At 72.1% G+C, this 25,668-nt stretch carries 24 protein-coding genes; 15 read left to right on the forward strand and 9 right to left on the reverse strand.

Going from position 1 to position 25,668, the window contains the following annotated elements; all coding sequences use genetic code 11:
* The first annotated feature begins 145 nt into the window (after positions 1 to 145).
* Positions 146 to 1,309 carry an alpha/beta hydrolase gene (locus tag CP975_RS10630; protein ID WP_055534556.1) on the forward strand — a complete coding sequence of 388 codons (1,164 nt, stop codon included), beginning with the start codon at positions 146 to 148 and terminating at the stop codon, positions 1,307 to 1,309.
* The gene (locus tag CP975_RS10635) at positions 1,306 to 2,532 is read left to right on the forward strand and encodes an acyltransferase family protein (protein ID WP_055534558.1); all 1,227 of its coding nucleotides are present in this window, start codon (positions 1,306 to 1,308) and stop codon (positions 2,530 to 2,532) included. Before CP975_RS10630 ends, CP975_RS10635 begins: the two co-directional genes overlap by 4 nt.
* 232 nt (positions 2,533 to 2,764) lie before the next feature.
* Here CP975_RS10635 and CP975_RS10640 read toward each other — a convergent pair whose 3' ends face one another.
* Entirely contained in the window at positions 2,765 to 3,793 is a 1,029-nt protein-coding gene (locus tag CP975_RS10640; protein ID WP_055534559.1) for an aldo/keto reductase, read from the reverse strand.
* A 6-nt stretch (positions 3,794 to 3,799) separates the two neighbouring features.
* Entirely contained in the window at positions 3,800 to 4,273 is a 474-nt protein-coding gene (locus CP975_RS10645) for a MerR family transcriptional regulator (protein WP_055534560.1), read from the reverse strand.
* 140 nt (positions 4,274 to 4,413) lie between these two features.
* Here CP975_RS10645 and CP975_RS10650 point away from each other — a divergent pair, with 140 nt between their 5' ends.
* Positions 4,414 to 5,235, forward strand: a complete 822-nt coding sequence (locus tag CP975_RS10650; RefSeq protein WP_055534561.1) for a serine hydrolase domain-containing protein — start codon at positions 4,414 to 4,416, stop codon at positions 5,233 to 5,235.
* Between the two features lie 78 nt (positions 5,236 to 5,313).
* On the opposite strand, the gene CP975_RS10655 is transcribed toward CP975_RS10650, so the two are convergent.
* A complete protein-coding gene (locus CP975_RS10655; RefSeq protein ID WP_150476807.1) occupies positions 5,314 to 6,057 on the reverse strand; it encodes a pirin family protein in 744 nt (247 codons plus the stop codon).
* 221 nt (positions 6,058 to 6,278) lie between these two features.
* Here CP975_RS10655 and CP975_RS10660 point away from each other — a divergent pair, with 221 nt between their 5' ends.
* From CP975_RS10660 to fabF, 5 genes are all read left to right on the forward strand, one after another.
* The gene (locus CP975_RS10660) at positions 6,279 to 7,496 is read left to right on the forward strand and encodes a PucR family transcriptional regulator (protein WP_055531559.1); all 1,218 of its coding nucleotides are present in this window, start codon (positions 6,279 to 6,281) and stop codon (positions 7,494 to 7,496) included.
* A 90-nt stretch (positions 7,497 to 7,586) separates the two neighbouring features.
* A complete protein-coding gene (locus CP975_RS10665) occupies positions 7,587 to 8,498 on the forward strand; it encodes an ACP S-malonyltransferase (protein ID WP_055531555.1) in 912 nt (303 codons plus the stop codon).
* A gap of 28 nt (positions 8,499 to 8,526) precedes the next feature.
* A complete protein-coding gene (locus tag CP975_RS10670) occupies positions 8,527 to 9,528 on the forward strand; it encodes a ketoacyl-ACP synthase III (protein WP_055531553.1) in 1,002 nt (333 codons plus the stop codon).
* 69 nt (positions 9,529 to 9,597) lie between these two features.
* Positions 9,598 to 9,846: an acyl carrier protein gene (locus tag CP975_RS10675; RefSeq protein WP_055531551.1), complete on the forward strand. Its 249-nt coding sequence runs from the start codon at positions 9,598 to 9,600 to the stop codon at positions 9,844 to 9,846.
* A 70-nt stretch (positions 9,847 to 9,916) separates the two neighbouring features.
* Positions 9,917 to 11,179: a beta-ketoacyl-ACP synthase II gene (fabF, locus tag CP975_RS10680; protein ID WP_055531548.1), complete on the forward strand. Its 1,263-nt coding sequence runs from the start codon at positions 9,917 to 9,919 to the stop codon at positions 11,177 to 11,179.
* Between the two features lie 70 nt (positions 11,180 to 11,249).
* On the opposite strand, the gene CP975_RS10685 is transcribed toward fabF, so the two are convergent.
* A complete protein-coding gene (locus CP975_RS10685) occupies positions 11,250 to 11,744 on the reverse strand; it encodes a DUF3145 domain-containing protein (protein ID WP_030777937.1) in 495 nt (164 codons plus the stop codon).
* A 341-nt stretch (positions 11,745 to 12,085) separates the two neighbouring features.
* Here CP975_RS10685 and CP975_RS10690 point away from each other — a divergent pair, with 341 nt between their 5' ends.
* Positions 12,086 to 12,991: an SGNH/GDSL hydrolase family protein gene (locus tag CP975_RS10690; RefSeq protein WP_150476808.1), complete on the forward strand. Its 906-nt coding sequence runs from the start codon at positions 12,086 to 12,088 to the stop codon at positions 12,989 to 12,991.
* Between the two features lie 20 nt (positions 12,992 to 13,011).
* On the opposite strand, the gene CP975_RS10695 is transcribed toward CP975_RS10690, so the two are convergent.
* Positions 13,012 to 15,501, reverse strand: coding sequence for a beta-glucosidase H (locus tag CP975_RS10695; RefSeq protein ID WP_055530309.1), 2,490 nt, complete (start codon positions 15,499 to 15,501; stop codon positions 13,012 to 13,014).
* A 198-nt stretch (positions 15,502 to 15,699) separates the two neighbouring features.
* On the opposite strand from CP975_RS10695, the gene CP975_RS10700 reads away from it, so the two are divergent.
* Positions 15,700 to 16,284 carry a TetR/AcrR family transcriptional regulator gene (locus CP975_RS10700; RefSeq protein ID WP_055530310.1) on the forward strand — a complete coding sequence of 195 codons (585 nt, stop codon included), beginning with the start codon at positions 15,700 to 15,702 and terminating at the stop codon, positions 16,282 to 16,284.
* 9 nt (positions 16,285 to 16,293) lie between these two features.
* On the opposite strand, the gene CP975_RS10705 is transcribed toward CP975_RS10700, so the two are convergent.
* Positions 16,294 to 17,526, reverse strand: coding sequence for an agmatine deiminase family protein (locus tag CP975_RS10705; protein ID WP_246201460.1), 1,233 nt, complete (start codon positions 17,524 to 17,526; stop codon positions 16,294 to 16,296).
* A gap of 93 nt (positions 17,527 to 17,619) precedes the next feature.
* Between CP975_RS10705 and CP975_RS10710 the strand changes: the two genes are divergently transcribed.
* Both CP975_RS10710 and CP975_RS10715 read left to right on the forward strand, forming a co-directional pair.
* Positions 17,620 to 18,195 carry a TetR/AcrR family transcriptional regulator gene (locus tag CP975_RS10710; RefSeq protein ID WP_055530311.1) on the forward strand — a complete coding sequence of 192 codons (576 nt, stop codon included), beginning with the start codon at positions 17,620 to 17,622 and terminating at the stop codon, positions 18,193 to 18,195.
* Between the two features lie 128 nt (positions 18,196 to 18,323).
* Positions 18,324 to 19,214 (forward strand): aminoglycoside phosphotransferase family protein, encoded by an 891-nt coding sequence (locus CP975_RS10715; RefSeq protein WP_055530331.1) that lies wholly within the window; start codon positions 18,324 to 18,326, stop codon positions 19,212 to 19,214.
* On the opposite strand, the gene CP975_RS10720 is transcribed toward CP975_RS10715, so the two are convergent.
* Positions 19,180 to 19,833: a TetR/AcrR family transcriptional regulator gene (locus CP975_RS10720; protein WP_070321191.1), complete on the reverse strand. Its 654-nt coding sequence runs from the start codon at positions 19,831 to 19,833 to the stop codon at positions 19,180 to 19,182. The genes CP975_RS10715 and CP975_RS10720 overlap by 35 nt on opposite strands.
* 181 nt (positions 19,834 to 20,014) lie before the next feature.
* On the opposite strand from CP975_RS10720, the gene CP975_RS10725 reads away from it, so the two are divergent.
* On the forward strand, positions 20,015 to 20,251 hold the full coding sequence (locus tag CP975_RS10725; RefSeq protein WP_055530312.1) for a hypothetical protein: 237 nt from the start codon (positions 20,015 to 20,017) through the stop codon (positions 20,249 to 20,251).
* A 77-nt stretch (positions 20,252 to 20,328) separates the two neighbouring features.
* Complete coding sequence (locus tag CP975_RS10730; protein WP_150476809.1) at positions 20,329 to 21,618, forward strand: pyroglutamyl-peptidase I; 1,290 nt, start codon at positions 20,329 to 20,331, stop codon at positions 21,616 to 21,618.
* On the opposite strand, the gene CP975_RS10735 is transcribed toward CP975_RS10730, so the two are convergent.
* Positions 21,576 to 22,391 (reverse strand): EI24 domain-containing protein, encoded by an 816-nt coding sequence (locus CP975_RS10735; protein ID WP_055530316.1) that lies wholly within the window; start codon positions 22,389 to 22,391, stop codon positions 21,576 to 21,578. The genes CP975_RS10730 and CP975_RS10735 overlap by 43 nt on opposite strands.
* A gap of 138 nt (positions 22,392 to 22,529) precedes the next feature.
* Here CP975_RS10735 and CP975_RS10740 point away from each other — a divergent pair, with 138 nt between their 5' ends.
* Positions 22,530 to 25,115 (forward strand): M14 family zinc carboxypeptidase, encoded by a 2,586-nt coding sequence (locus CP975_RS10740; protein ID WP_055530319.1) that lies wholly within the window; start codon positions 22,530 to 22,532, stop codon positions 25,113 to 25,115.
* An 86-nt stretch (positions 25,116 to 25,201) separates the two neighbouring features.
* Here the strand turns inward: CP975_RS10740 and CP975_RS10745 are convergent, their stop codons facing one another.
* Positions 25,202 to 25,630 (reverse strand): organic hydroperoxide resistance protein, encoded by a 429-nt coding sequence (locus CP975_RS10745; RefSeq protein WP_055530320.1) that lies wholly within the window; start codon positions 25,628 to 25,630, stop codon positions 25,202 to 25,204.
* Positions 25,631 to 25,668: the final 38 nt, after the last annotated feature.

The raw sequence follows: 25,668 nt of genomic DNA on the forward strand, positions 1-25,668 counted from the left end.
CCACCCCCTACCTCGGTATCACCACCGCATACCCCGGTAGCACCTGAGAGTTGGCTCCGCGGTGTGACGTGCGGCGACACACCTTCTTCCTACCTTTCGCTTCGTCAGGCCACAGCGCGCCACGAAGCGGGGAGGGAGACCGGCCATGCGGCTTCGGTCATGGAAGGTACGGAGCAAGAGGGCGCTGGTCGCCGCCGCGCTCACGACGACGGTCGTGGCCGGCACGGCGGGCTGGACCACCGGCAATGAGCAGCAGCCGCTCACGGGCCCACCACCGGGCACGAGTTCCTGGCGCGCGGACGATGGTCTGGGGGTGCGCCTGCCGGACCCCGCGACCGCCTCTCCCGCTCGCGTGGCCGAGTTCTTCGACGCGCTGAGCGACACCCGACGCCACGAGCTGATGGAGCGACATCCCTCGGTCGTCGGCAATCTCGACGGAGCCCCGACTACTCTTCGATACGAGGCCAACTCGCGCTTTCTGCGCGCCGAGCGAGCACGCGAGCGTGCCCGATCGACCGACCCCGACCTCACCGCGCAGGAACGCGAACGCGCCCGCGCCTTGGTCGTCCGCTACGGCGAGCTGCTCTCCCCAGGCCGCCACATACTCGCCTTCGACCCAAGAGGCCGAGGGCAAGTCGCCGAAGTCTACGGCGACTTGGAGCGGGCCGAACACGTATCCGTGGTGGTGCCGGGCTCCGACATCGACCTGAGCACCTTCGACCGCGCCAAGGACAAGTACGGCACGCCCGCCGGGATGGGCCGCTCCCTCTACGCGGCGGCCGGCGACCGCACCGCCGTGGTGGCCTGGGTGGGATACACCACGCCGGTCGGCCTCGGCACCGACGCCGCCACCGGCCGGCTCGCCGAGGCAGGGGCCCCACGCCTCGCGCGCTTCACGCAGGGTCTGACGGCGTCCGGTGCCCCGCGGCCCGCCGTGTTCTGCCACAGCTACGGCTCGGTGGTGTGCGGCCTGGCCGCTCCGCGACTCGCCGCGACCGACCTGGTGGTGCTCGGCTCCCCCGGTATGCGGGCGGACAGCGTGGCCGACCTGAACACCGGCGCGCGGGTCTGGGCCGCCCGGGACGACAGCGACTGGATCGGCAAGGTGCCGAACGTCGAGCTGTTCGGGCTCGGCCACGGCGAGGATCCGACCGCACCCGGCTTCGGAGCCCGGCGCGTCCCGGCCGAGCAAGCAAAGGGCCACACCGGCTACTTCGCCCCGGGCACGGACTCCCTGCGGGCCTTCGCCCGTATCGCGGGCGGGGGCGACTCCACCGACGGCACCCGAACCATCGGAGCACGCACATGAGCCTCCCCGCCCTGAGCGGACTGCGCCGCGCGGCGTCCGCCATCGACAGCAGGACACCGCCCCACCGCGACCGGGCCATAGACGGGCTGCGCGCCCTGGCGCTGCTCGCCGTGCCGACCGGGCACTGGCTCCTGGGCGGCTTCACCGTCGACGACGAAGGCGCGCTGCGCAACGCGAGCCCGCTGGCCTCGTTCGGATTCTTCGCACCGGTCAGCTGGGTGCTCCAGATGCTGGGCATCTTCTTCCTCGTGGGCGGCTACGCCTCCACGCTGTCGTACCGCAGGGCGGTGGCACGCGGTGAGTCGACCGGTGGCTGGCTGCGCGGGCGCGTCGCTCGGCTCGGGCGACCGGTCCTCGGGGTCACGGCGGTCTGGGCCGCGCTGATCCCGGTGCTGTACGGACTGGGGGTGCCGGGCACGACACTGCGCACGGCGTCCACCCTGGTCATCCAGCCCCTGTGGTTCGTGGGCGTCTACATGGCGATCACGGCGCTCACCCCCTGGTGCATACGCGCGGCGGAGCGGCTGGGGGCCTGGTCCGCGGTGCCGTTGCTGGGGGCGGTCGCCGTCGTCGACTTTCTGCGCTACGGCCCCTTCGCACACGCCATGCCCTCCTGGCTTTCCCTGCTGAATCTGCTGCCGGGTTGGCTGTTCGCCTACCAACTGGGCGTTTCCTGGGGCGAGAAGAGGCTGGGAAAGCGTGGGGCCTGGCTGTTGCTCGTCGGGGGCTCGGCTCTGTTCTCCGCGCTGCTCCTCGCCTTCCACTATCCGGTGTCGATGGTCGGCATCCCCGGCGAGGCCCGGACGAACTCACATCCGCCGTCCCTGCTGGTCCTCGCCCTCGCCGCCGTGCAGAGTGGCGCGGCGGTCCTGTTGCGGGACCGCATCGGCCGACTGCTGCGCAGGCCGGGACTGTGGGCGCCGGTCGTCGTGGTCAACCTGTCGGCGATGACGATCCTGTGCTGGCACCAGACGGCACTGCTCGCCGCGGCGGTGCCCGGCTCGTTCCTCGGCGCGGTGCCGGGGCTGACGATGAGCCCCGACACGTTGGGCTGGATAGCCGCGCGGCTCGCCTGGCTTCCGCTCATCGCGGCGCTGCTGGTGCTGATAGGCCGCTACGCCCGGGGCTTCGAAACCCCGTGGAAGCGCGCGAGCCACGCGCGACGGGCCCTCGCCGGACTCCTGGCGGCCGGATTCGCGGTCTTCGCCCTGGGTCTCGCGTGAAGGGCGGGAGCCGTGTGAAAGGTCCCACGTGAAGGGCCGGGGCGTCACCGGGTGCCGGGCCCCGCTGAGCACCCCGCCTGGGAGTAGCCAGGCCAGAGGCCCGAAAAGGCACCCGGACCCGGCCGGACCCGGCCAGAGCCCCACCCAGGGCCCCGCCCGCGGCCGGGCCGGAGCCCCACCCAGAGCTTGGCTCACGGCCCGGCCGGGGGCCCGGCCAGCGGACCCGGCCTGGCTACTCCCGGCCCGCCGAGGTGAAGGTCATGTCGGCATAACGGTCGCCCGCGACGTCGGCGGCGATCGGGTCGAGCAGGGCGAGTTCCTCGTCGGAGAGGGTGATGCGGGTGGCCGCGGTGTTCTCCTCGACGCGGACGCGCTTGCGGGTGCCGGGGATCGGGACGACAGGCAGCCCGTGGACCGCGGACTGCTGCTGCACCCACGCCAGGGCGACCTGGCCGAGGCTCGCGCCATGGGCTTCGGCGACCGTGCGGACGGGGGCCAGGAGGGCTGCGTTGGCGGTGGCGTTGGCACCCGTGAAGCGGGGCTGCTGGCGGCGGAAGTCGTCCTCGCCCAGCTCCTTGTCGGCGTTGACGAACGCGCCGGTGAGGAAGCCACGGCCGAGCGGGGAGTAGGGCACGAGCGCCACGCCGAGCGCGGCGGCCGCGGGGACCACGCCCCGCTCGATGTCGCGGCTGAAGAGCGACCACTCGGACTGGAGGGCGGCGATGGGGTGGACGGCGTGGGCGGCACGCAGTTCGTCGCCGGTGACCTCGCTCAGGCCGAGGTGCTTGACCTTGCCCTCGGTGACGAGGTCGGCCATCGCGCCGACCGCCTCCTCGATGGGAACGTCCGGGTCGCGGCGGTGCATGTAGTAGAGGTCGATGGCGTCGGTGCCGAGACGGCGCAGGCTGGCTTCGACGCTGGATCGGATGTAGGAGGGAGAGTTGTCGATACGCCGCTTCGTCGGATTGTCCGGGTCGATGGCCAGGGCGAACTTGGTGGCGAGGACGATCTCGTCACGGTGCGCCTTGAGGAAAGGAGCGAGGAACTTCTCGTTCTCGCCCATGGCGTAGACGTCGGCGGTGTCGTAGAGGGTCACGCCCAGTTCGAGGGCGCGGTCCAGGGTGGCGCGGGCCTCCTCGGCGTCGGTCGGGCCGTAGGCGAAGCTCATGCCCATGCAGCCGAGGCCCTGGACACCGACCTCGGGGCCGTGGGTGCCGAGCCGGGCCGCGGCGATCTCGCCGTACGTGTTCTCAACCGTCATCAGTGTTCAGAGCCTCTCCGACGCCTTGCGGGCGCCCGCGTATGTGTCGATCTTGTAGTCGAGGACGGCGAGGGTGTCCTGGAGCTCCGCGATGCGGGTACGGACGTCGTGCCGGGTCCGCTCCAGGAGTTCCTGGCGCTCGGTGAAGGTGTGCTCGCCTTCGCGCACCAGTTCCGCGTATCGGACCATGTCCGCCACGGGCATCCCGGTCAAACGGAGCTTGCCGACGAAGGCGAGCCAGTTCAGGTCACGGTTGCGGTAGCGGCGTTGGCCCGTGTGGGAGCGGTCGATGTGGGGCATCAGGCCGATCCGCTCGTACCAGCGCAGGGTGTACGCGGTGAGGCCGGTGAAGGCGGCGACCTCGCTGATCGTGTAGTGGTCCTGACCGTCCGGGCGCGGGGGCCCGGACGGTACCGAGTCGCAGCGGGCGGACCCGGGTGCGAGGCGGGGTGGGGCGGGCGTGGTCTCCATCACCGTCATGTTCCACACGCTATGACCTTGGAGTGCGCTCCAAGCAAGTGGATTAGGGGGGCCAAGTGGATTAGGGGTGCAGTCACCGGCGACAGTCACTGGCGTCCTCCACCCGAAGTCACTGATGGTTCCAGGGAGGAATTAGGCTCGTGGGCATGCAGAGCTTGGCGATGATCGAGACCTGGCCGGTTCCCACGGCTGCCGCCGCTGTCGTCCGCGCGGACGGGACTGTCGTCGGGGCGCATGGGCCGACGGACCGGCGCTTCGCCCTCGCCTCGGTCACCAAGCCGCTCGCGGCGTACGCGGTGCTGGTCGCCTACGAAGAGGGAGCGGTCGAGCTGGACGAGCCCGCCGGTCCCGAAGGGTCGACGGTTCGGCATCTGCTCGCGCACACCAGTGGGCTCGCCTTCGACGAGCACCGGGTGACGTCGGCGCCGGGGACGCGGCGGCTGTACTCCAACGCGGGGTTCGAAGTTCTCGGTGATCACATCGCCAAGGCGACGGACATTCCGTTCGCGGAGTATCTGCGGCAGGCGGTGCTGGAGCCGCTCGGGATGACCGCCACCGCGCTGGAGGGGGGCGGTTCGCCCGCCAAGGACGCGGTGTCCACGGTCGACGACCTCGTCAAGTTCGCCGCGGAGGTGCAGGCGCCTCGGCTGCTGGACGCGCGGACGGTGGCGGCGGCGATGACGGTGACGTATCCGGGGCTGAAGGGCGTGCTGCCGGGATACGGGCATCAGAATCCCAACGACTGGGGGCTCGGATTCGAGATCCGGGACTCCAAGGTGCCGCACTGGACGGGGAGTTCGTCTTCGCCGCGGACGTTCGGGCACTTCGGGCAGGCCGGGACGTTCCTGTGGATCGACCCGGACGCCGGGGCGGCTTGTGTGGCCCTCACCGACCGACCCTTCGGGCCCTGGGCCGTGGAGGTCTGGCCGCCCTTCACCGACGCGGTGCTCGCGGAGCTGTGAAGGGACGGCTGCCCACTCGGCACGCGGGGCTGTGAAGAGAACGGCTGCCCGCTCGGCACGCGGAGCCGTGAAGGACGGCTACCCGCTCGACATCTCCCACACCAGCAGCTCGACCGCCGCCACGCCCTCCCCCGCTGTGGTCTCCCCCGCCGTGGCCGCCGCGCCCTCCACGACCTCCCCCTCCGCGGCCTCCCCCGCGATGGCCACGACCTCCAGGTCCCGGTCTGTCTCGCCCGTGACCCGCGCCGCGTCGCCCGCGCTCAAGCGCTCGTCCCCCAGCCGTACTTCGCCGCGCACCACGTGGAGGTAGGTGAACGGGGCGTCCGGTAGGGCGGTGCGTTCGTTCGGGGCCAGGCGTCGGATGTGGAGCAGGGCCCCCGCCCCGGGGATCTCGTACGGGGTGGAGTCGGCGATTCCGTGGACGACCGTGTAGGCGGGGTCGCCGCCCGGGGAGAGCGGGGCGAGCCACATCTGGACGAAGACGAGAGGGGCGTCGCCGTCGTTGCGTTCCACGTGGCGGACGCCGCCCGCCGAGGACAGGTGCTGGACATCGCCCGGGCGGACCAGGGATGCGTGGCCCGTCGAGTCGCGGTGGGTGAGTTCACCCTCGACGACCCAGGTGACGATCTCGGTGTGGCTGTGCGGGTGTTCGTCGAAGCCCGCGCCGGGCGCGAGGCGCTCTTCGTTGCAGGCCAGGATCGCGCCGAAGCGGAGGTTGTCGGGGTCGTAGTGGGGCCCGAAGGAGAAGGCGTGGAAGGACTCGATGCCGTCCGCCGCCTCCCCGCCGCGGTACCGGTCGCCGGAGCGCCGTACGTCTATCACGCCTCCACGTTAGGGCCTGTCCGGCGGGCTGGGGAGCGGGGTCCTGTGCATGTCTCGGGACGCGGGGCGGAGGGGGCAGAAGGCGGCCGTCGCCCCGGGCGCGGCCCGATCCACGGGGTCGGCCCTGGCCCCGGCACCGCATGTCCCCGCCCCGATAAGGCAGTCTTGTCCCCGTGCCCGAACCCTCAGCGAACGAAGCCCACCAGGAGTCCCAGCCGGGTATCCCGCCCGGGTCCCACCCGGAGCCAGGAGCCGGGCCCCGGCAGGACCGCCGCACCCCTCACGCGCACACCGCGACCCTGAAGCGCCTGGAGAAGTCGTCAGGGAGCCTCGCGGCGCAGGCCATCGCACGCATGGACGAGACGCTGTCCTGGTACCGGGCGATGCCGCCGGAGAACCGCTCCTGGATCGGTCTGGTGGCGCAGGCCGGTATCGCCGCGTTCACCGAGTGGTTCCGGCATCCGGACGCCCCCCAGGCCATCTCCACGGACGTCTTCGGGACCGCCCCCCGCGAGCTGACCAGGGCGATCACCCTGCGGCAGACCGTGGAGATGGTGCGTACAACGATCGAGGTGATGGAGTCGGCGATCGACGAGGTCGCTGCTCCGGGAGACGAATCCGTCCTCCGTGAGGCGCTGCTCGTCTACGCCCGTGAGATCGCCTTCGCCACCGCGCAGGTGTACGCGCAGGCCGCCGAGGCACGCGGTGCCTGGGATGCCCGCCTCGAATCGCTCGTGGTGAACGCGGTGCTCTCCGGTGAGGCCGACGAGGGGGCCGTCAGCAGGGCGGCCGCGCTCGGCTGGAACTCCCCCGAGCACGTCTGCGTGGTCCTCGGTACGGCGCCGGACGGCGACAGCGAGTTGACCGTCGAGGCCATCCGGCGGGCCGCCCGGCACGCGAAGCTCCAGGTCCTGACCGGTGTCCTCGGCACCCGGCTGGTCGTCATCGCGGGCGGCAACAACAATCCGATGGCCGTGGCCAAGGCACTGATCGGGCCGTACGCCGCCGGGCCGGTGGTGGCGGGGCCGATCGTGCCCGACCTGCTGGCGGCCACCCGTTCCGCGCAGGCCGCGGCGGCCGGGCTCAAGGCGAGTGCCGCCTGGCAGGACGCTCCGCGGCCCGTCCTCGCGGACGATCTGCTGCCCGAGCGCGCCATGGCAGGGGATCCGGCCGCCCGCGATCAGCTGGTGGAGGAGATCTACAGACCGTTGGAGGAGGCGGGCTCCGCGCTCCTGGAGACGCTGAGCGTCTATCTGGAGCAGGCGAGCAGCCTCGAAGGCGCCGCCCGGATGCTCTTCGTGCACCCCAACACCGTGCGCTACCGGCTTCGACGTGTGACTGACGTCACCGGTTGGTCGCCCTCCGACGTGCGCTCCGCGTTCACGCTCCGGATCGCGCTGATCCTGGGGCGTCTGGCCGACGGGGATCTCCAGTCGTAGGGCTTTTGTCGGGCCCCTACAATTCCCCCAGCCGTTCTTCGTCCCTGTCCCCACGGGCGGCTTACGCCGTCGACAAGAGAGAGTGTGAGAGTGCTCGTACTCGTCGCTCCCGGCCAAGGCGCTCAGTCGCCCGGCTTCCTGACTCCCTGGCTCGACCTCCCCGGCGCCGCAGACCGCCTCGGCGCCTGGTCGGACGCCATCGGGCTCGACCTCGCCCACTACGGCACGCGAGGGGACGCGGACGAGATCCGCGACACCGCCGTGGCGCAGCCGCTGCTCGTGGCGGCCGGACTGCTGTCCGCCGCGGCACTCGGTGACATCGCGCCGGGCGCGGTCGCCGGGCACAGCGTGGGTGAGATCACGGCCGCCGCGTACGCGGGGGTGCTCACCGACGACGACGCCCTGCGCCTCGTACGCAAGCGTGGGCTCGCCATGGCCGAGGCCGCCGCGGTCACGGAGACCGGTATGGCGGCGCTGCTCGGCGGCGACCCCGAGGTCACCGTCCCGCACCTGGAGAAGCTCGGCCTGACCCCGGCCAACGTGAACGGCGCGGGCCAGATCGTGGCCGCCGGCACCAAGGACCAGCTCGCCGCTCTGGAGGCCGACAAGCCGGAGGGCGTGCGCAAGGTCGTAACCCTCAAGGTCGCGGGCGCCTTCCACACGCACCACATGGCTCCCGCGGTGGCGCAGCTGGAGGAGGCCGCCGGCGGTCTCGCCCTCTCCGACCCGCGGTTCACCTACGTCTCGAACCGCGACGGCAAGGCCGTGGCCACCGGCGCCGAGGTGATCGAGCGCTTGGTCGGCCAGGTCGCCAACCCGGTCCGCTGGGACCTGTGCATGGAGACGTTCCGTGAGATGGGCGTCACCGCGCTGATCGAGGTGTGCCCCGGCGGCACGCTGACCGGCCTGGCCAAGCGCGCGCTGAAGGGCGTCCAGACGCTCGCGGTGAAGACCCCCGATGATCTCGACGCGGCTCGCGCGCTCGTCGCCGAGCATTCCTGAGCCGACGACAGACAAGGAGCCGTAGCGCATGTCGAAGATCAAGCCCAGTCAGGGCGCCCCGTACGCGCGGATCATGGGCGTCGGCGGCTACCGGCCCACCCGTGTCGTGCCGAACGAGGTGATCCTGGAGACGATCGACTCGTCCGACGAGTGGATCCGTTCCCGCTCGGGCATCGCCACCCGTCACTGGGCCTCCGACGAGGAGACCGTGGCCGCGATGTCGATCGAGGCGGCGGGCAAGGCGATCGCCGACGCGGGCATCACGCCCGAGCAGATCGGCGGCGTGATCGTCTCGACGGTCTCGCACTTCAAGCAGACCCCGGCCATCGCGACCGAGATCGCGGACAAGATCGGCGCGGGCAAGCCCGCCGCGTTCGACATCTCCGCGGGCTGCGCCGGCTTCGGTTACGGTCTGACGCTGGCCAGGGGTATGGTCACCGACGGCTCGGCGGAGTACGTCCTGGTCATCGGCGTGGAGCGGCTGAGCGACCTCACCGACCTGACCGACCGCGCGACGGCGTTCCTGTTCGGTGACGGTGCCGGTGCCGTGGTCGTCGGCCCCTCCAAGGAGCCGAGGATCGGTCCGACGGTCTGGGGCTCGGAGGGCGACAAGGCCGAGACGATCAAGCAGACCGAGTCCTGGGAGGCGTACCGCAACGGCGCCCCCGACAAGTTCCCTGCCATTACGCAGGAAGGCCAGGCGGTGTTCCGCTGGGCCGTGTTCGAGATGGCGAAGGTCGCCCAGCAGGCGCTGGACGCGGCCGGAATCACCGCGGACGACCTGGATGTCTTCATTCCGCATCAGGCCAACGAGCGGATCATCGACTCGATGGTGAAGACTCTGAAACTGCCGGAACACGTCACGGTCGCCCGTGACGTGCGCACCACCGGTAACACCTCGGCCGCCTCGATCCCGCTCGCGATGGAGCGGCTTCTGGCGACCGGCGAGGCGAAGAGCGGCGACACCGCGCTCGTCATCGGCTTCGGGGCGGGTCTCGTGTACGCCGCCACGGTCGTTACCCTCCCCTAGGCATCACGTCCGGATCACCCGGTCCGGGAACATGCCACCCCCTCTGGATACATACGAAGGAGCGCCAACATGGCCGCCACTCAGGAAGAGATCGTCGCCGGTCTCGCGGAGATCGTGAACGAGATCGCCGGCATCCCGGTCGAGGACGTCCAGCTGGACAAGTCCTTCACCGACGACCTGGACGTCGACTCGCTGTCCATGGTCGAGGTCGTCGTCGCCGCCGAAGAGCGCTTCGACGTCAAGATCCCGGACGACGACGTCAAGAACCTCAAGACGGTCGGCGACGCGACCAAGTACATCCTGGAGCACCAGGCCTGATCAGGCCTTTGCTCAGTCGCCACCCGGCGGTGGCGCCGCTGATCCCCTCAACACCGTGGAGAAATTTCCTGTGAACTCGACCAATCGCACCGTGGTCGTCACCGGTATCGGCGCAACCACACCGCTGGGTGGCGACGCAGCATCGACGTGGGAGGGCCTGCTCGCGGGCCGCTCCGGCGTCAGCACGCTGGAACAGGACTGGGCAGCCGAGCTGCCGGTCCGTATCGCCGGTCAGATCGCCGTGGAGCCGGGCGAGGTCATTCCCCGCCCGCAGGCGCGCAAGCTGGACCGTTCGGCGCAGTTCGCGCTGATCGCGGCCAAGGAGGCCTGGGCCGACGCGGGCTACACCGCGAAGGCGGGCGAGGACACGTCCGTGGACCCGCACCGCCTCGGCGCGGTCATCGCCTCCGGCATCGGCGGCGTAACCACGCTTCTGGACCAGTACGACGTGCTGAAGGAGAAGGGCGTACGCCGCGTCTCCCCGCACACCGTGCCGATGCTGATGCCCAACTCCCCGGCGGCCAACGTCGGCATCGAGCTGGGCGCCCACGCGGGCGTCCACACCCCGGTGTCGGCCTGCGCCTCGGGCGCGGAGGCCATCGGCTACGCGGTCGAGATGATCCGCACCGGCCGCGCCGACGTGGTCGTCGCGGGCGGCACGGAGGCGGCGATCCACCCGCTGCCGATCGTCGCGTTCGGCAACATGATGGCGATGTCCAAGAACAACGACGACCCGCAGGGTGCCTCGCGTCCCTACGACGCGGACCGCAACGGCTTCGTGCTCGGCGAGGGCGCCGGTGTGATCGTCCTGGAGTCCGAGGAGCACGCCAAGGCCCGCGGCGCGAAGATCTACGCGGAGGCCGTCGGCCAGGGCATCTCGGCCGACGCGCACCACATCACGCAGCCCGAGCCGTCCGGCAACGGCATCGCCGCGGCCCTGCAGAACCTGATCGACACGACGGACCTCAAGCCGGCCGAGATCGTGCACGTGAACGCGCACGCCACCTCGACCCCGCAGGGTGACGTCGCCGAGATCAAGGCGCTGCGCAAGGCGTTCGGCGACGACGTCGACCACATGGCGATCGCCAGCACCAAGTCGATGACGGGTCACCTGCTCGGTGGCGCGGGCGGCGTGGAGACCGTGGCCACGGTCCTCGCGCTCAAGCACCGCATCGCCCCGCCGACGATCAACATCGAGAACCTCGACCCCGAGGTCGACGCTGACGTCATCCGCGACGAGGCCCGCCCGCTGCCCGAGGGCCGCATCGCGGCGCTGAACGACTCGTTCGGCTTCGGCGGCCACAACGTGGTCCTGGCGTTCCGGAGCGTCTGACCCGGTCGTACGTACCCGAAGGGGCCCCCACCATGCGGTGGGGGCCCCTTCGGGTTACCCGGACGAGGTATCAGACGACCTGGTGCAGCCAGCGCACCGGCGCGCCCTCGCCCGCGTACCGGAAGGGTTCCAGTTCGTCGTCCCAGGGCTTGCCGAGGAGCTTCGCCAGCTCGGCCTCCAGGTCGCTCTCGCCGCGCTGCGAGCGGGCGAGGGCGGCGCGCAGGCGGTCCTCGGGGATGAGGATGTCGCCGTGGAGGCCGGTGACGGCGTGGAAGATGCCGAGGTCGGGCGTGGCGCTGTACCGCTCGCCCTCGGCGCTCGGGCACGGCTCGGCCGTGACCTCGAAGCGCAGCAGGGACCAGCCGCGCAGGGCGGAGGCGAGCTTGGAGGCGGTGCCCACCGAGCCCTTCCAGGAGAATTCGGATCTCCAGGTGCCCGGCGCGGCGGGCTGCCTGATCCAGTCGAGGCTCACACGCGCGCCGAGTACGCCCGCGACGGCCCACTCGACGTGTGGGCACAGCGCGCGCGGAGCGGAGTGCACGTACAGAACTCCACGTGTCGTCACCGGGACCTCCAGTGTGGGTCGAGGTTCGCCTTCCCCAGCGGCCTCGCGCCCGTGCCGAGCAATTTTCCCCAAAGGGTAGAGAAACCTGGGAAAAGGGGACAGATGTGACGTGATGTAATTTAGCGGAACCACAGCAGCGGGGCGTCACCGGGTGGATCACCCGCCTGTCGCCGCCGTGACAGCGGTGGCCTGGCGGCTACGGGGCGAGGCTACCGTGCGGCAGGGCAAGGAGGGTGACGTACCGTCGGTCCCGGGGCCGGGAAACTCCGACCTTTCACCCGGCGGGGCGCAACCCCGGCCGCGCGCACGACGCCACGTTGAACGACAGAGGGGACCAGGGGATGCGGAACCGCAGGCACCGCTCGCGCACCGTCGCAGCTCTCGCGGCGGCGGCCTTCCTCGGAACCGCGTCGCTGACGGCGTGTGACGCACAGGGGGGCAACTCCTCGGCCCCCGGCCCCTCCGCGCACAGCAAGCCGTCCCCCAGGCCCACCCCCGCCTGGGACACCACGCCCCGCTCGCTGGTGGCGATCGGCGACTCCATCACCCGCGGCTTCGACGCCTGCTCGGTCCTCTCCGACTGCCCGGAGGCTTCGTGGGCGACCGGCACGGACGCCGAGGTGCGGAGCCTCGCGACCCGGCTGCTCGGGAAGCGGGCCGCCTCGCACAGCTGGAACCACGCGAAGACCGGCGCCCGGGTGGCGGATCTGACCGGACAGGTCGAGCGGGCCGTCGTGGAGCGCCCCGAGCTGGTGACGGTGATGGTGGGCGCCAACGACGCATGCCGTTCGACGCCCGCCGCGATGACGCCGGTCGCACGGTTCCGCGCGGACTTCCAGGCGGCGATGCGCACGCTGCGCCGCTCGCTGCCGAGGGCGCAGGTGTACGTGTCGTCGGTGCCGGATCTGAAGCGGCTCTGGTCGCAGGGGCGCACGAACGCGCTGGGCAAGCAGGTGTGGAAGCTGGGCATCTGCTCGGCCATGCTGGCCGACCCGGACGATCTGGGCGCCGAGGCGTCCGAGCGGCGGGAGTCGGTGCAGGACCGCGTGGTGGCGTACAACGACGTGCTCGAAGAGGTGTGCGAGAAGGATCGGCGGTGCCGGTACGACGGCGGGGCGGTGTTCGACTATCGCTTCGACGGCGACCAGTTGAGCCACTGGGACTGGTTCCACCCCAGCAAGAACGGCCAGGCGCGGCTGGCCGAGCTGGCCTACCGGCAGGTGACCGCGCGCAAGCCTCCGGCCTAGGCCGGAGGGCACCCCCTCCGTCACCGCGCCCCTTGCGGGGCGGTCCTGAGCACCCTGGTCAAGCGCAGGTCCGCGACCGAGCGGCCCGCCTGGACCTCGTAGGAACCCGCCTGGTAAGCCCACGAGTTGGATACCTCGTCCCAGATCTCGAAGGCCCGGCGCGGGAGTTCCACGGTGGCCCGGACGCTCTCGTCCGGCGCCGCCTCGACGGTCGCGAAGCCCGCGAGCCAGCGGGCCGGGCGGGCGGGGTCGGGCTCGGTGGGGGCCAGGTAGAGCTGGACGACCTCACGGCCCGTGCGACACCCGGAGTTTCGGACGCGGACCGTGGCCGTCGTGCCCTCTACCGTGAGCGACTCGTACGTCCAGTCGGTGTAGCCGAGGCCGTGGCCGAACGCGTACGAGGGCGTGGCACCCACCCTCTCCCAGGCGCGGTAGCCGATGAACACGCCCTCCCGGTAAGCGAGTTCGGCGTTGCTCGGGGTGACTTCCGTGACGGGGGCGGCGGCGAGGTCCCCCCAGGTGGTGGGGAGTCGGCCGCCCGGCTCCTCGGCGCCGAGTAGGACGTCGGCGAGGGCGGCGCCGCCCTCCTGGCCGGGGAACCAGCCGAGCAGGACCGCGGCGACGTCGTCGCGCCACGGCAGCTCCACCGGGGCACCGGAGTTGACGACGACCACGGTGCGGGGGTTGGCGGCGGCCACCGCGCGGACCAGGTCGTCCTGGCGGCCCGGCAGCCTCAGGTCCCGGCGGTCGAAGCCCTCGGACTCGACGCGCTCGGTGGTGGCGACGACCACGACGGCGGTGTCGGCGTCGCGCGCCGCCTCGACGGCCTCGGACATCAGTTCGTCGTCGGCGCGTCGCGGGCCGAGGTGGACGAGGGAGAACAGGACGCCGGGCAGCGGAGCAGCGGCCTTCCTTTCGAGCCGGTGGAGCAGGGATACCTCGACGGGCTCGCCCTCGGTGAGGGCCACCGTGCCGCGTTCGACCGGGGAGCCGAAGAACGCCTCGAACGGATCGGCCCCGGCGTCCGCGCGCTGCACTCCGTCGAAGAGGACCCGGCCGCCGACCGTGAGCGTGAAGCCGCCGAGGCCGCGCGTGCCGAAGGAGTGCTCGCCGCTCTCGCGCGGTGTGAACGTGCCGACGACCTCGACGCTCGCCATGGCCTCGTGGGTGACGCCTTCGGGCAGGTCGTCGCCGATCCACTGGACCTGGCCGGACGGCAGGCCGCCCTCGCCGAGGACGGTGCCCTTGACGTCCCGGCAGCGGGCGCACAGCTCGAACCCCTTGTCGGCGGGGGCGAGTTCGTCGCTCGGGTCGGCCCCGACGGCGTAGGTGAGGGCGCCCTCGGGCAGGGCGGCGGCCAGGCCGTCGAGCGGGGAGACGACACGGGCGGGGAAGACGGTGGCGGAGCCGCCGCCGAGGACGCGGGCGTCGCGGGCGGCGGCGCCGATCAGGGCGATCCTGCCGGCGGAGCGGCTGAGCGGCAGGGTCTGGTTGTCGTTGCGTACGAGGACGAAGGAGCGGCGGGCGATCTCGCGGGCCAGGGCCGCGCCGTCGATCTCGGCGGGGGCCTCCGTCACGACCGGCTCGGCGCCTTCGAGCACGCCGACACGCGCGGCGAGGCGCAGGACGTTGCGGACGGCCTCGTCGACCGCCCCCTCCTCGGCCTCCCCCGCGCGGACGGAGGCGGCGAGCGGCTCGCCGTACACGGTGCGGGGTCCCGGCATGGCGACGTCGAGGCCGCCCTCGAGGGCGCCGGTGGTGGAGCGGGCGGCCATCCAGTCGGAGACGTTGCAGCCGTCGAAGCCCCATTCGCCGCGCAGGACCTCGTTCACGAGGTAGCGGTGTTCGGTCATCGTCACGCCGTTGACCTGGTTGTACGCGGTCATGATGCCCCAGGGGTGGGCGCCCGCGACGATCGCCTCGAAGGGCGCGAGGTACAGCTCGCGCAGGGCGCGTGCGCCGATCCTGTTGTCGACGGTGAAGCGTTCGGTCTCGGCGTCGTTGGCGACGAAGTGCTTGACGGTCGTGCCGACGCCGCCGGACTGCACGCCCTGGACGTAACCGGTGCCGATCACGCCCGTCAGATACGGGTCCTCGCTGTACGCCTCGAAGTGGCGGCCGCCCAGCGGGGTGCGGTGGAGGTTGACGGTCGGCGCGAGCAGCACGTGCACGCCCTTGCGGCGGGCCTCCTGCGCGAGGAGCGCCCCGGCGCGGCGTGCCAGGTCCTGGTCCCAGGTGGCGGCGAGGGCGGTCGGGGAGGGCAGTGCGATGGACGGGTCGTCGGCGGTCCAGCGGGTGCCGCGCACGCCGATCGGGCCGTCGGACATGACCAGGGGCTTCAGGCCGATCTCCGGCAGGGCGTGCAGGGACCACATGTCACGGCCGCCGAGCAGGCGGGCCTTGGCGTCCGGGCCGAGCTTGCCGAGCGCGGCCTCGACGGCCGCCTCCCGCGCCCGGTCCGCGTCCGTGGTCTCGGTGTCGGTGGCCTCGGTGGGCTTGCGTGCCGCCATGGCGGTGCCTCCTCGTTGAGTCCGGGCCGGCCGGTACGCGCCGGCTGCCCCATCCTGCATCGCCTACCTGTTGATCGGTAGGTTTCGTGATGCGGGCGTTATATGAAGATGTCGTACGGTCCTTCGAGCGGGGCCGGAAGTCCCGCGGGCGGGCCACGGGCGCGGGGCCCGAGGGGAAGCCGAGGGAGAGGTGCGGACATGGCGGCGGGCAGGGCGAGGCCCAGGGGCGAGGAGCGGCGCGCGGAGATCCTCCGGGCCGCCCTGGAGGTGATCGCCGAGCGCGGTTACCGGGGCGCGAGCCTCGGGGCGGTCGCCGAGCGGGTCGGGCTCACCCAGCAGGGCCTGCTGCACTACTTCCCCACCAAGGAGGCGCTGCTGGTGGCCGTCCTGGAGGCCCGCGACCAGTGGGACGCGGTGCCGCACGGCGAGTGGCGGCTCGACCTGCTCGGCTCGCTGGTGGAGTACAACGCGATGCGGCCCGGCATCGTGCAGACCTTCTCCGCGCTGCTCGGCGAGAGCGTGACGGACGGGCATCCGGCACGCCCCTTCTTCACCGGGCGGTACGAGGCGGTGCGCGCGAGCTTCGCGGCGGTGCTGCGCGCCGAGTACGGGGAGCGGCTGCCGGGCGGGCTCACCCCCGAGGCGGTGGCCCCGCTGATGGTGGCGGTGATGGACGGCTTGCAGTACCAGTGGCTGCTCGATCCCGAGTCGGTGGACATGCCGGGGGCGTTCAGGGCCTTCCTCGCGCTCCTGGGCGCCGGCCCCGGTCAGCACCTCGATTGACACCTCGCCTCATGGCGCCTTCGGCAGCTGCTGGGTCGCGCAGTGGATGCCGCCGCCTCCCTCGCCGAGCGCGTTCACCGGGAGCTGGGTGACCTCGCGCCCCGGATACAGCTCCCGGACGATCGAGGCGGCGCCGCTGTCGGCCTTCCTGTCGCCGAAGCGGGGCATGATCACGGCGTCGTTCGCCACGTAGTAATTGACGTAGCTCGCGAGGAAGTCGGGGCCTCGGCGGCCGATGTGCGTCGGTTCGGGGAGGGAGACCAGGTCGAGGGATCCGCCCCGGGCGTCCTTCGCTTCGGACAGAGCCTCGCGGGCCTGCCGGTACACCTTCGTCCAGACGTCGTCGGGGGCCGTCGGTGCGGGGGTGCTCATGACCACCACGCCCGGTTCGGCGAAGCGGGCCAGGGAGTCGATGTGGTAGTCCGTGATGTCCTCGCCCCTGACGCCGTCCACCCAGAGGACCTGGGTGACGCCGAACAGCGGCTTGAGCGCGCGCTCGATGTCGTCGCGGGACTTGCCGGGGTTGCGGTTGTCGTTGACCAGTGAGCTCTCGGTCGCGAGCAGCGTGCCCGCCCCGTCGACCTCGATCGCGCCTCCCTCGCCGACGATCGGCGCCCGCACGCGAGGGACGCGCAGGCCGGACAGGATCCGGCGGGCGACCTCGCTGTCGCGGGCGTGTTCCTGCTTGCCGCCCCAGCCGTTGAAGTTGAGGTCGACGCCCGCGACGCCGTCGGGGCCGAGCACGAAGCTCGGGCCCGTGTCCCGCATCCACAGGTCGTCCACCGGCACCGGCAGGATCTCCACGCCCGAGCCGCAGGCCCGGCGGGCCGCCTTCGCGTCCCGCTCGTCCGCGAGGAGCGTCACCGGTTCGAACTCCGCGATCGTCCGGGCGATCCGCGCGATGTCCTCCCGTACGGCATGGGCGTACGACTTCCAGACGCGCCGGCTCGGCCAGGACATGTACGTCAGCTCGTGCGGGGCCGCCTCGTCCGGCATGCGGCGGTCGCCGCCGGGCTCCGCCGCCGCGGGTCCGGTACGGTCCGGCGCGGGGCCGCGGCCGTCCGGTCCGCCGCCGCAGGCGCTCAGTGCCACCGTGCCGAGGGCCGCGAGGGCACCTGCCCCGAGGGCCCGCCGCCCGGGCAGCCCGCTTCCGCTGCCCGCGCTGCCGCTCGCCGCCGCCGTCCCCGTTGCGGTGCTCGATGCCCCGCTCGATGCCCTGCTCGATGTCATTCCGGATGCCATGACGGATCTCCTGACTGAAAATTTAGTCAGTTCGAGCGTAAGGCATCATCGAGGCCGGACCCAGTCGTTTTCCCCAGGCAGTGGAGCAGCGCGATGCCGGACAGGCCCACCCAGATCCTCGAAGCCGCCGCCCGGCTGATCGCCCGGCGCGGAGTGCGCGGGCTGCGCGTGGAGGAGGTCTCCGCCGAGGCCGGGGTGTCGACCGCGCTGATCTACTACCACTTCAAGGACCGCGCCGGGCTGCTCCGCCGCACCCTGGCATTCATCAGCCGCCGCGCCGTCCGCTACACCGACGCCGCCCTCAAGAACTCCACCGACCCCCGCACCCGGCTCACGGACCTGCTGCTCCTCGAACTCCAGGACACCCCGCGCGTACGGGAGAACAGCGCGGCCTGGGGCGAGCTGCGCGCCAGCGCCGTCTTCGATCCCGACCTGCGGGAGCAGCTGACCGTCGCCACCGAGGAGTGGGCCGACGACCTCGCCCACCTCATCCGGCAGGCGCGGGCCGCCGGGCAAGCCGCGGCCGACGTCGACCCGCGGGCCGCGGCCGAACGGCTCACCGCTCTGGTCGAGGGCGTCAGCGAACGGTGGATGAGCGGCACGACGACCCTCGACCGCGCGCACGAACTGCTGCGCGGGGCCGTCGCCGTGGAGCTGGGGCGGCCCTGAGCCCCGGCCAATTCGGTTGACCATGTGACCTCCGGGCGCTTCCATTCGGAACCGGACCCGTGAAGGGACGCCATGAGCAGCCGAGGGGACGCCGTGAGCAGCGGAGTGAGCGAGTGAGCGCCGACAAGATGCACGCCGACGAGGCCGATATCGACGAGGCGCTCGTCGGCCGTCTGGTCGCCGCGCAGTTCCCGGCCTGGGCCGGGCTCACCGTGCGGCGGGTGGGCTCAGCGGGGACGTCCAACGTCATGTACCGGCTCGGCCGGGACATGGTCGTACGCCTCCCCCGGCTCGCGGGGTCGGCCGAGGACGTGGAGCGGGAGCACCGCTGGCTGCCCCGGCTCGCGGCGGTGCTGCCCGTCGCGATCCCCGTGCCGGTCGCCCAGGGCGCGCCGGGCGAGGGCTACCCCTACGCCTGGTCCGTCTTCCGCTGGCTGGACGGGGCGACGCCCGACCCGGGACGGCCCCTCGCCGAGCCCGGCCTGTTCGCCAAGGACGTCGCGGAGTTCCTGATCGCCTTGCGCGAGGCCGACCCGGCGGGGGCACCCGCCGCCTACCGCGGCGGGCCGCTGGCCGAGCGCGACGGCTCCACCCGTGAGGTGATCGCCGGGCTGCGCGGTCTCGTGGACGCCGGGGCCGCGGCCGCCGTGTGGGACGCCGCCCTGCGCGCGCCCGCCTGGCAGGGGCCCGCCGTGTGGGTGCACGGGGATCTCCAGCCGGGCAACGTCCTCGTCGACCGCGGCCGCCTCAGCGCGGTCATCGACTTCGAGTGCATGGGTGTGGGCGACCCCGCCGTCGACCTGATCTCCGCGTGGTACTTGATGGACGCCGAGGCCCACAAGGCCTTCCGCGCCGCGCTCGGTCCGGGCACGGACGACGCGATGTGGGCGCGCGGGCGGGGCTGGGCCCTCACCATCGCCCTCAACGAACTCCGGTACTACCGCGAGACGAACCCGGTGATGGCGGACATCGCACGCCGCGTTCTCAGCCGGCTGACCGAGGGACGGACGGGGAGCTGACCGGCTCGGACTCAAGCTCGGGCGGCGGCCCGAGCCCCGCCGCATAGCGTCTCAGCGCGCCCGTCGCGGACTCCGGAGTCTGATGGCCCACCAGCACCTGCCCGGTGAGACCCTCCGCCATGGCGAGGAGGGCGCGGGCCTCGGCCGTGGGGTTCAGGGAGGCGTGGAACTCCCCGGTGGACATTCCGTAGTCGAGGAGCCAGACGAGGAGTTCGTGCAGCTTCGCGTACGTCTCGCGGAGCACCGCGGCCAGGGGCTCGCTCACCGCCGCGTGGGCGACGAAAGCACCCCAGACCTGCGCCTCCGCCCTGTCCTGCGGCTCGACGAGCGCGAGCGCCGACAGGGTGCGGTCCAGGAGCGTCGCGGCCGAACGGGGCGTGCCGGAGGCCTCGATGCGGGCCCGCGCCCGCTCACCGACCCGCGCCGAGATGTCCTCAAGGGCGAAGAGCAGCATCTCGTCCTTGGTGCGGAAACAGCGCTGGACCGCCCCCATGGACACGCTCGCCTCGGCGGCGACGTCGCGCAGGCTGACGGCCTCCATCCCGGAGCGGGCGATCAGCGTGCGGACCGCTTCGGCGATGCGGCGGCGCCGGTCCTCGTAGTCGACCTGCTTGGGCACGGGCGGGCCTCCAGTTTTTCGATGCGGTTGCATCATATCTCGTTACGGGGCATCATCGAGGCACGTTCTGATGCGACCGCATCGGAAAAGAGCGAACGGTCCCGCAAGTGCACTGGCGTACCGAGTACCGGCGTACCGAGTACCGGCGTACCGATGGGACCGTGTTCGGGGAGACACATTCATGGCAACGCGCACCAAGAAGCCCTCCGAGGGCCTGCTGCCCCTCTTCGGCCTCATCCTGCTCGTACAGGGCTTCGGCTCCGCGATCACGGAAGCCGCCTGGAACACCAGCTTCGGCGTCTCGGCCCTGCTGCGGGAGGCGAACGCCCCGGCGTGGGCGGATCTGGCGGTCGGCGTGCTCGGCTGCGTCCTGCTCGCGATGGCGGCACGCCGCCGATTCACCCGAGGCCAGGCGTAGCGCTCGCCCCGTCCGTCCCGCGATACTTCCGCCATCCCACCGGTTACGGAAGGACTCGCGTGCGTTCCCGCTCTCAAGTGCTGTCTCGACTCGGCGCCCTCGGCGTCGTCGCCCTGCTCGCCGGACCCCTCGTCCCGGCCCCCGCCTCCGCCGCCCCGGCCCCCGGTGAGCGCGCCGCCACCGTCGAGGAGCGGCGGCTGGACCGCGCCGCTCCCCAGGAGATCCTGCGGCGCAGCGGATTCGACTCCGTGGCCCCGGAGTTGGCGCGCGCTCTCGACAAGGCCCGCTCCTACGACCAGGCCCGCCGTCTCGTCGTACGGGAGGGCAGGGAGCTGTGGTGCCGGGCCGTTGACCGGGCGCAGGGGCGCGGGCCCGCGGGAGGGGACCTGAGCCGGGACGACGACCGGCCGCTGTACTGGGCCCGGCTGGGGATGGCGCGGGAGCTGAGGCAGTGGGAGCCGAAACGATTCTCCCTCGGGGAGGAGCGGCGCGCCCGGCTCATAGCCGCGCTGGAGAGGGCGTCGCGGGGACAGGACGCCGTACGTTTCGCCAAGGGGTCCCGCGCCCAGGGCCACACCGCGCAGGGTCAGGCCGGGAAGCACCCCGCCAAGCGGATCCTCGTCACCGGCTTCGACCCCTTCACCCTCGACCGGGACGTCCGCATCAGCAATCCGTCGGGCGCCACCGCGCTGGCCCTGGACGGCACGACCATCCAGACCGCCGACGGGCCCGCCCGCGTCGAGGCCGTCACTTTCCCCGTCCGGTGGCAGGACTTCACCGACGGGGCCGTCGAGCGGGCGTTGCGCCCGCATCTGTCGCGGGTCGACCTCTTCACCACCATCAGCCAGGGGCGAGTGGGCCGTTTCGACATCGAGCGGACCAACGGGGCCTGGCGCGGCGGCTTCCCCGACAACGACAACGTCTCCAGGACGGAGACCGTCCCGGTGAGCGATCCGGCCTCACAGCCCCAGTGGACGTCGACGACCCTCCCGTACAAGGAGATCGCGGACGCCGCCACGGGCCGCTTCCCCGTCTACGACAACACGTCCGTGACGGAGATCCCGGCGGGCGGCACCGAGCCCGTGGTCAGGCCCGACGGGCCGACCGAGGGGTCGAGGGCCCGCGCGGGAGGCGGCGGGGACTATCTGTCCAACGAGATCGCCTACCGGGCGACGCTGCTGCGGGACCGGCTCGGGCTGCACGACCGGCTGCCCGGCGGCCATGTGCACACGCCCGTCCTGCGGTTCGGCGCGGGCAACACCGATCCGGCGACGGGCGCCGTCACCGATCCCGAGTTCGTGCGGAACCGGCTCGACATCATCGCTCAGGTGAGGGGCATTCTGCGCGTGGCCGCGTCCGAGTCCTGACCCGCGCCCGCCGAGGCGCCGTCGTCCTCCGAGCCGTTCTCGCCCAGCAGGTCCCGAGCCATCAGCGTCGCGCCCGCGACCGCGCCCGGCATCAGGAACACCGCGACGAACGGCACCAGGAAGACGACGGCGAGGGGCGTCCCGAAGCCCCACGCGAGCTGCTTGCGCGAGCGCAACAGGGCGAGCCGTTCGCGCAGTTCGACGCCGCGCCGCTGGAGAGCGACCGCGGTCAGCTCCTCGACCAGGAAGAAGCCGGTGACGCAGAAGCCGATCACGGGGACGACGGTCTGGCCGACCACCGGGATGAAGCCGAGCCCGAAGAGCAGGACGCCCCAGAGCAGCGCGCGCACGACGACGCGCAGGCTGTCCCGCGCGGAGATCCACAGTTCGCGCCAGAGCGGGAGCCCCGACTCGGGGGCGTGTCCCGACTCGGCGATGTCCACCTTCTCGGACAACGACTCGTAGAACGGCTGCCCGATCAGCAGCGTCACCGCGGTGAAGGTGAGGACGGAGAGCAGCAGCGCGAGGCCGAAGAGCAGCACCGTCAGGAAGCCGCGGAAGTAGCCGCGCCACGGCGATGCCCAGTCGTCGGCGAAGGGCGTGGCCCAGCCGACGGCGTCGGAGCCCCAGAGCGCGAGTGCGACGAGCGCCCCCGCGTACAGGACGAGGGTGATGAGACCGGGCAACAGGCTCACCCCGTACTGCTTGCCGTGCTGGGCGACCCAGCGCTGCCCCTTCATCAAGTAGCCGAAGCCCACACCGAGATCACGCATGCGGCACACCCTAGCCGCAGGTGAGGGGCGGTTTGCGGGCTCCCGCGTGCCAGGACTGTCACAGCCCTCTCGAATACCCCCTTGTTGTGCAGGAGTTGAACCGTGTAAGACCTCGCTTACCGATCAACGGAGGTACGCATGGGTATATCCCGGCCATCCGGACCCGTTCTGCTCACCACCGCCGCCACGGCCGGCGCGCTGGTCCTCACCGCGCTCGTCCCGGGCAGCGCGACCGCCGACCCGACACCGCGCCCGGTCACCCGCGAGGGTTCGCCGCTCGGCGACGGCCGGGCGGCCATGACCCCGGAAGCCGCTGCCGAGCGCGCCCTCGGCAGCGCGCCGGCCCCGGAGCTCACGGATGAGAGGGGCCGCGGCTATCCGCGCGAGCGGAAGCTCACCGCGCCTCCGGAGAACTCCGCCGACAAGTCGATAAAGCTGGGGCTCACGCCGTACCACGGCATCGCCCCGAAGCTGAACGAACTCCAGCGCGTCGGCGACCGCGTGAGCGTGGAGATCGCGGGCCGTTCCGCGGGCGGGCACCAGCTCTACCTCGTGACGGTCACGGCCCCCGAGTCCGCGCCCGAGGCCGCCCGGCAGGAGCGGATGCGCGAGCGCATCGAGAACGCCCCCTCGGCCGCCGCGAAGGACAAGGCGATCAGGGCCTCGTACAAGACGCCCGTCTTCATCAACAACAACATCCACGGCAACGAGTGGGAGGGCACCGACGCCGCCCTGAAGCTCATCGAGAAGCTGGCGAAGGCGAAGGACAAGAAGAGCCGGTCCCTGCTCGCGCACAACCGCCTCTACTTCAACATCACCGCCAATCCCGACGGCCGTATCGCCGGAACCCGCGCCAACGCGGCCGGCTTCGACCTCAACCGCGACTTCATCACCGCCTCCCAGCCCGAGGCCCGCGCGGTCCGCGAGATCGCCGTCGCCAAGCAGCCGGCCGTGATGATCGATCTGCACGGCTATGTGAACGGCACGCTGATCGAGCCGACCACTCCCCCGCACGGCGAGAACTACGAGTACGACCTCTTCCTCAAGAACTCCTACGCCAACGCCCTCGGCATGGAGGCCGCCGTCAACGGCCTCGGCTACACGGAGGAGAAGGACGGCGTGAAGCCCGCCGTCATCCCCTTCCGCGACCAGGAGGAGGGCTGGGACGACTGGCCGCCCATCTTCACCCCGCAGTACCTGCCGTTCCACGGCGCGGTGGCCACGCACACCATCGAGTTCCCGATGCAGGTGAACAACGCGGCGTACGAGAGGGAGCCGGTGGCGGAGCTGCGGCGCAGGGCGGCCGTCAACGTCGACATCGCGGGCGCGGCCATGCGCGCGAGCGTCGACTACGCCGACCGGCACCGGACCTCGCTCATCGCCGACCAGATCGAGGTCTTCCGGCGGGGCGCGACGGGCGCGAAGCAGGTCCCGGTGTCTAAGGAGACGGTGCCGGGCGTGCCCGGGATCGGGCCCGAGGATGTGTACACGACCACGTTCCCGCGCGCGTACGTGATTCCGGCGGGCGGGCGCGGCCAGCGGTCGGCGACGGCGGCGGCGCGGCTCGTTGACCACCTGCTCACCAACGACGTACGCGTCGAGCGCGCGGGCCACCGCTTCCGGCTGGGCGGGACGACGTATCCGAAGGGTTCGTACGTCGTCGACATGCACCAGCCCAAACGGGGTCTGGCCAATGTGATGCTGGCCGACGGACGAGACATCAGCGGCAAGGTGTCGGCCATGTACGACATCTCCGGGTGGAGCCTCGGGCGGCTGTGGGGCGCGAGCGTCGCCTCCGTGAAGAAGGGCGACCTCGACCGTGTCCGGGCGCGTGAAGTGCGGGCCGCCTCCCGGGTCGGCCATGTGGCGCCGCGCGGCGATCTGCGGCTGCGGCTCGACGACCCGCGGGAGATCGCGGCCGTCAACTTCCTGCTGGCTGAGGGTGTTTCGGTACGCCGCGACCGGGACGGAAGCGCGATCGTGCCGTCGTCCGCGCGCCGGACGGCGGCGGTGGCCGCGCGGAGGTACGACGTCGAGTTCGACGCCACGAAGGCCGAGGGCGGCGCCGCGCTGCACCGTACGCGCGTCGCGGCTGCGGTCACGCCGGGCGAACTGTTCGCGCTGCGGGAGATGAACTTCGACGTGACGCCCGTGTCGACGGCCGTGCTCAACGCGGGCTTCGACTGGAGGAGGACGGACGCGCTCTTCGTGTCGGCGGGGCTCGACCACGACAAGCTGAACGCGACGGCGAGGGCCGGCCTCGACCGGTTCCTGACCGAGGGCGGCGGGCTCGTCGGCCGTGGCGCGGCGGGCGCCGCGCTGAACGCCGACGCCGGGCTGCTCGCCGTGAAGCCGGTGGAGGGCAACGGCGACGCCAACGGCGTGGTGCGCGTGGCCAACAGGGGCGGCACGGTCACCGGCGGCGCCCCGGCCCACAGCTTCGTCTACTCCCCGATGTGGTTCACCGGCCTCGGCTCCGGCGTGCGCGTGGAGCAGAGGTACGGGAGCGGCGACCTCCTGGTCTCCGGGCACTGGCGGGCCGTGGAGGACGGCACCGGGGGCCCCTCGGCCGCCGCGGGCCGGCCTTGTGTCGTCAGCGGGACTGCTCGGGGCGCGGGCGTGGTCCTGTTCGGCACCGAGCCACTGTTCCGCGACCATCCGAAGGGGGCGTTCCCGCAGGTAGGGCGGGCCCTGCTGAGCGTCGACCGGAGGCATTCCGTCTGACCGGCGAAGGGCCGCACCCCTGCTTCGGGGTGCGGCCCTCATGTGCGTACGTACGTTACGGGCGTACGGCCCGGGCCTCCGAGCGGTCAGGCGACCGCCAGCTCGACCTTGATGTTGCCGCGCGTGGCGTTCGAGTAGGGGCACACCTGGTGGGCCTTCTCGACCAGCGACCGCGCGGTGGCCGCGTCCACGTTCGGGATGGAGGCGGTGATCGCGACCTCCAGGCCGAAGCCGCCCGACTCGTTCTGGCCTATGCCGACCTGGGCGGTCACGGTCGAGCCGGAGATGTCGGCGTTCTCCTTGCGGGCGACCACGCCGAGGGCGCCCTGGAAGCAGGCGCTGTAGCCGGCGGCGAACAGTTGCTCGGGGTTGGTGCCCGCGCCGCTGCCGCCCATCTCCCTCGGGGGGTTCACCACGACGTCGAGCTTGCCGTCGTCGCTGGCCACACGGCCGTCGCGGCCGTTCTCCGCGGTGGCGGTGGCGGTGTACTTGACGTCGATCTTCTGGATGGACATAAGAGCCAATTCCTCCTGAGACGTGCCACGGTGCGCGC

Source organism: Streptomyces alboniger, assembly GCF_008704395.1.
In the GTDB taxonomy this organism is placed as follows: Bacteria; Actinomycetota; Actinomycetes; order Streptomycetales; family Streptomycetaceae; genus Streptomyces; species Streptomyces alboniger.

Excerpts from the sequence above, each read along its gene's own strand:
- CP975_RS10630 (WP_055534556.1), top strand. The coding sequence starts at position 146 with ATGCGGCTTCGGTCATGGAAGGTACGGAGCAAGAGGGCGCTGGTCGCC.
- CP975_RS10635 (WP_055534558.1), top strand. The coding sequence starts at position 1,306 with ATGAGCCTCCCCGCCCTGAGCGGACTGCGCCGCGCGGCGTCCGCCATC.
- CP975_RS10640 (WP_055534559.1), bottom strand. The coding sequence starts at position 3,793 with ATGACGGTTGAGAACACGTACGGCGAGATCGCCGCGGCCCGGCTCGGC.
- CP975_RS10645 (WP_055534560.1), bottom strand. The coding sequence starts at position 4,273 with ATGACGGTGATGGAGACCACGCCCGCCCCACCCCGCCTCGCACCCGGG.
- CP975_RS10670 (WP_055531553.1), top strand. The coding sequence starts at position 8,527 with ATGTCGAAGATCAAGCCCAGTCAGGGCGCCCCGTACGCGCGGATCATG.
- CP975_RS10675 (WP_055531551.1), top strand. The coding sequence starts at position 9,598 with ATGGCCGCCACTCAGGAAGAGATCGTCGCCGGTCTCGCGGAGATCGTG.
- CP975_RS10690 (WP_150476808.1), top strand. The coding sequence starts at position 12,086 with ATGCGGAACCGCAGGCACCGCTCGCGCACCGTCGCAGCTCTCGCGGCG.
- CP975_RS10695 (WP_055530309.1), bottom strand. The coding sequence starts at position 15,501 with ATGGCGGCACGCAAGCCCACCGAGGCCACCGACACCGAGACCACGGAC.
- CP975_RS10700 (WP_055530310.1), top strand. The coding sequence starts at position 15,700 with ATGGCGGCGGGCAGGGCGAGGCCCAGGGGCGAGGAGCGGCGCGCGGAG.
- CP975_RS10705 (WP_246201460.1), bottom strand. The coding sequence starts at position 17,526 with ATGGCATCCGGAATGACATCGAGCAGGGCATCGAGCGGGGCATCGAGC.
- CP975_RS10710 (WP_055530311.1), top strand. The coding sequence starts at position 17,620 with ATGCCGGACAGGCCCACCCAGATCCTCGAAGCCGCCGCCCGGCTGATC.
- CP975_RS10715 (WP_055530331.1), top strand. The coding sequence starts at position 18,324 with ATGCACGCCGACGAGGCCGATATCGACGAGGCGCTCGTCGGCCGTCTG.
- CP975_RS10725 (WP_055530312.1), top strand. The coding sequence starts at position 20,015 with ATGGCAACGCGCACCAAGAAGCCCTCCGAGGGCCTGCTGCCCCTCTTC.
- CP975_RS10735 (WP_055530316.1), bottom strand. The coding sequence starts at position 22,391 with ATGCGTGATCTCGGTGTGGGCTTCGGCTACTTGATGAAGGGGCAGCGC.
- CP975_RS10740 (WP_055530319.1), top strand. The coding sequence starts at position 22,530 with ATGGGTATATCCCGGCCATCCGGACCCGTTCTGCTCACCACCGCCGCC.
- CP975_RS10745 (WP_055530320.1), bottom strand. The coding sequence starts at position 25,630 with ATGTCCATCCAGAAGATCGACGTCAAGTACACCGCCACCGCCACCGCG.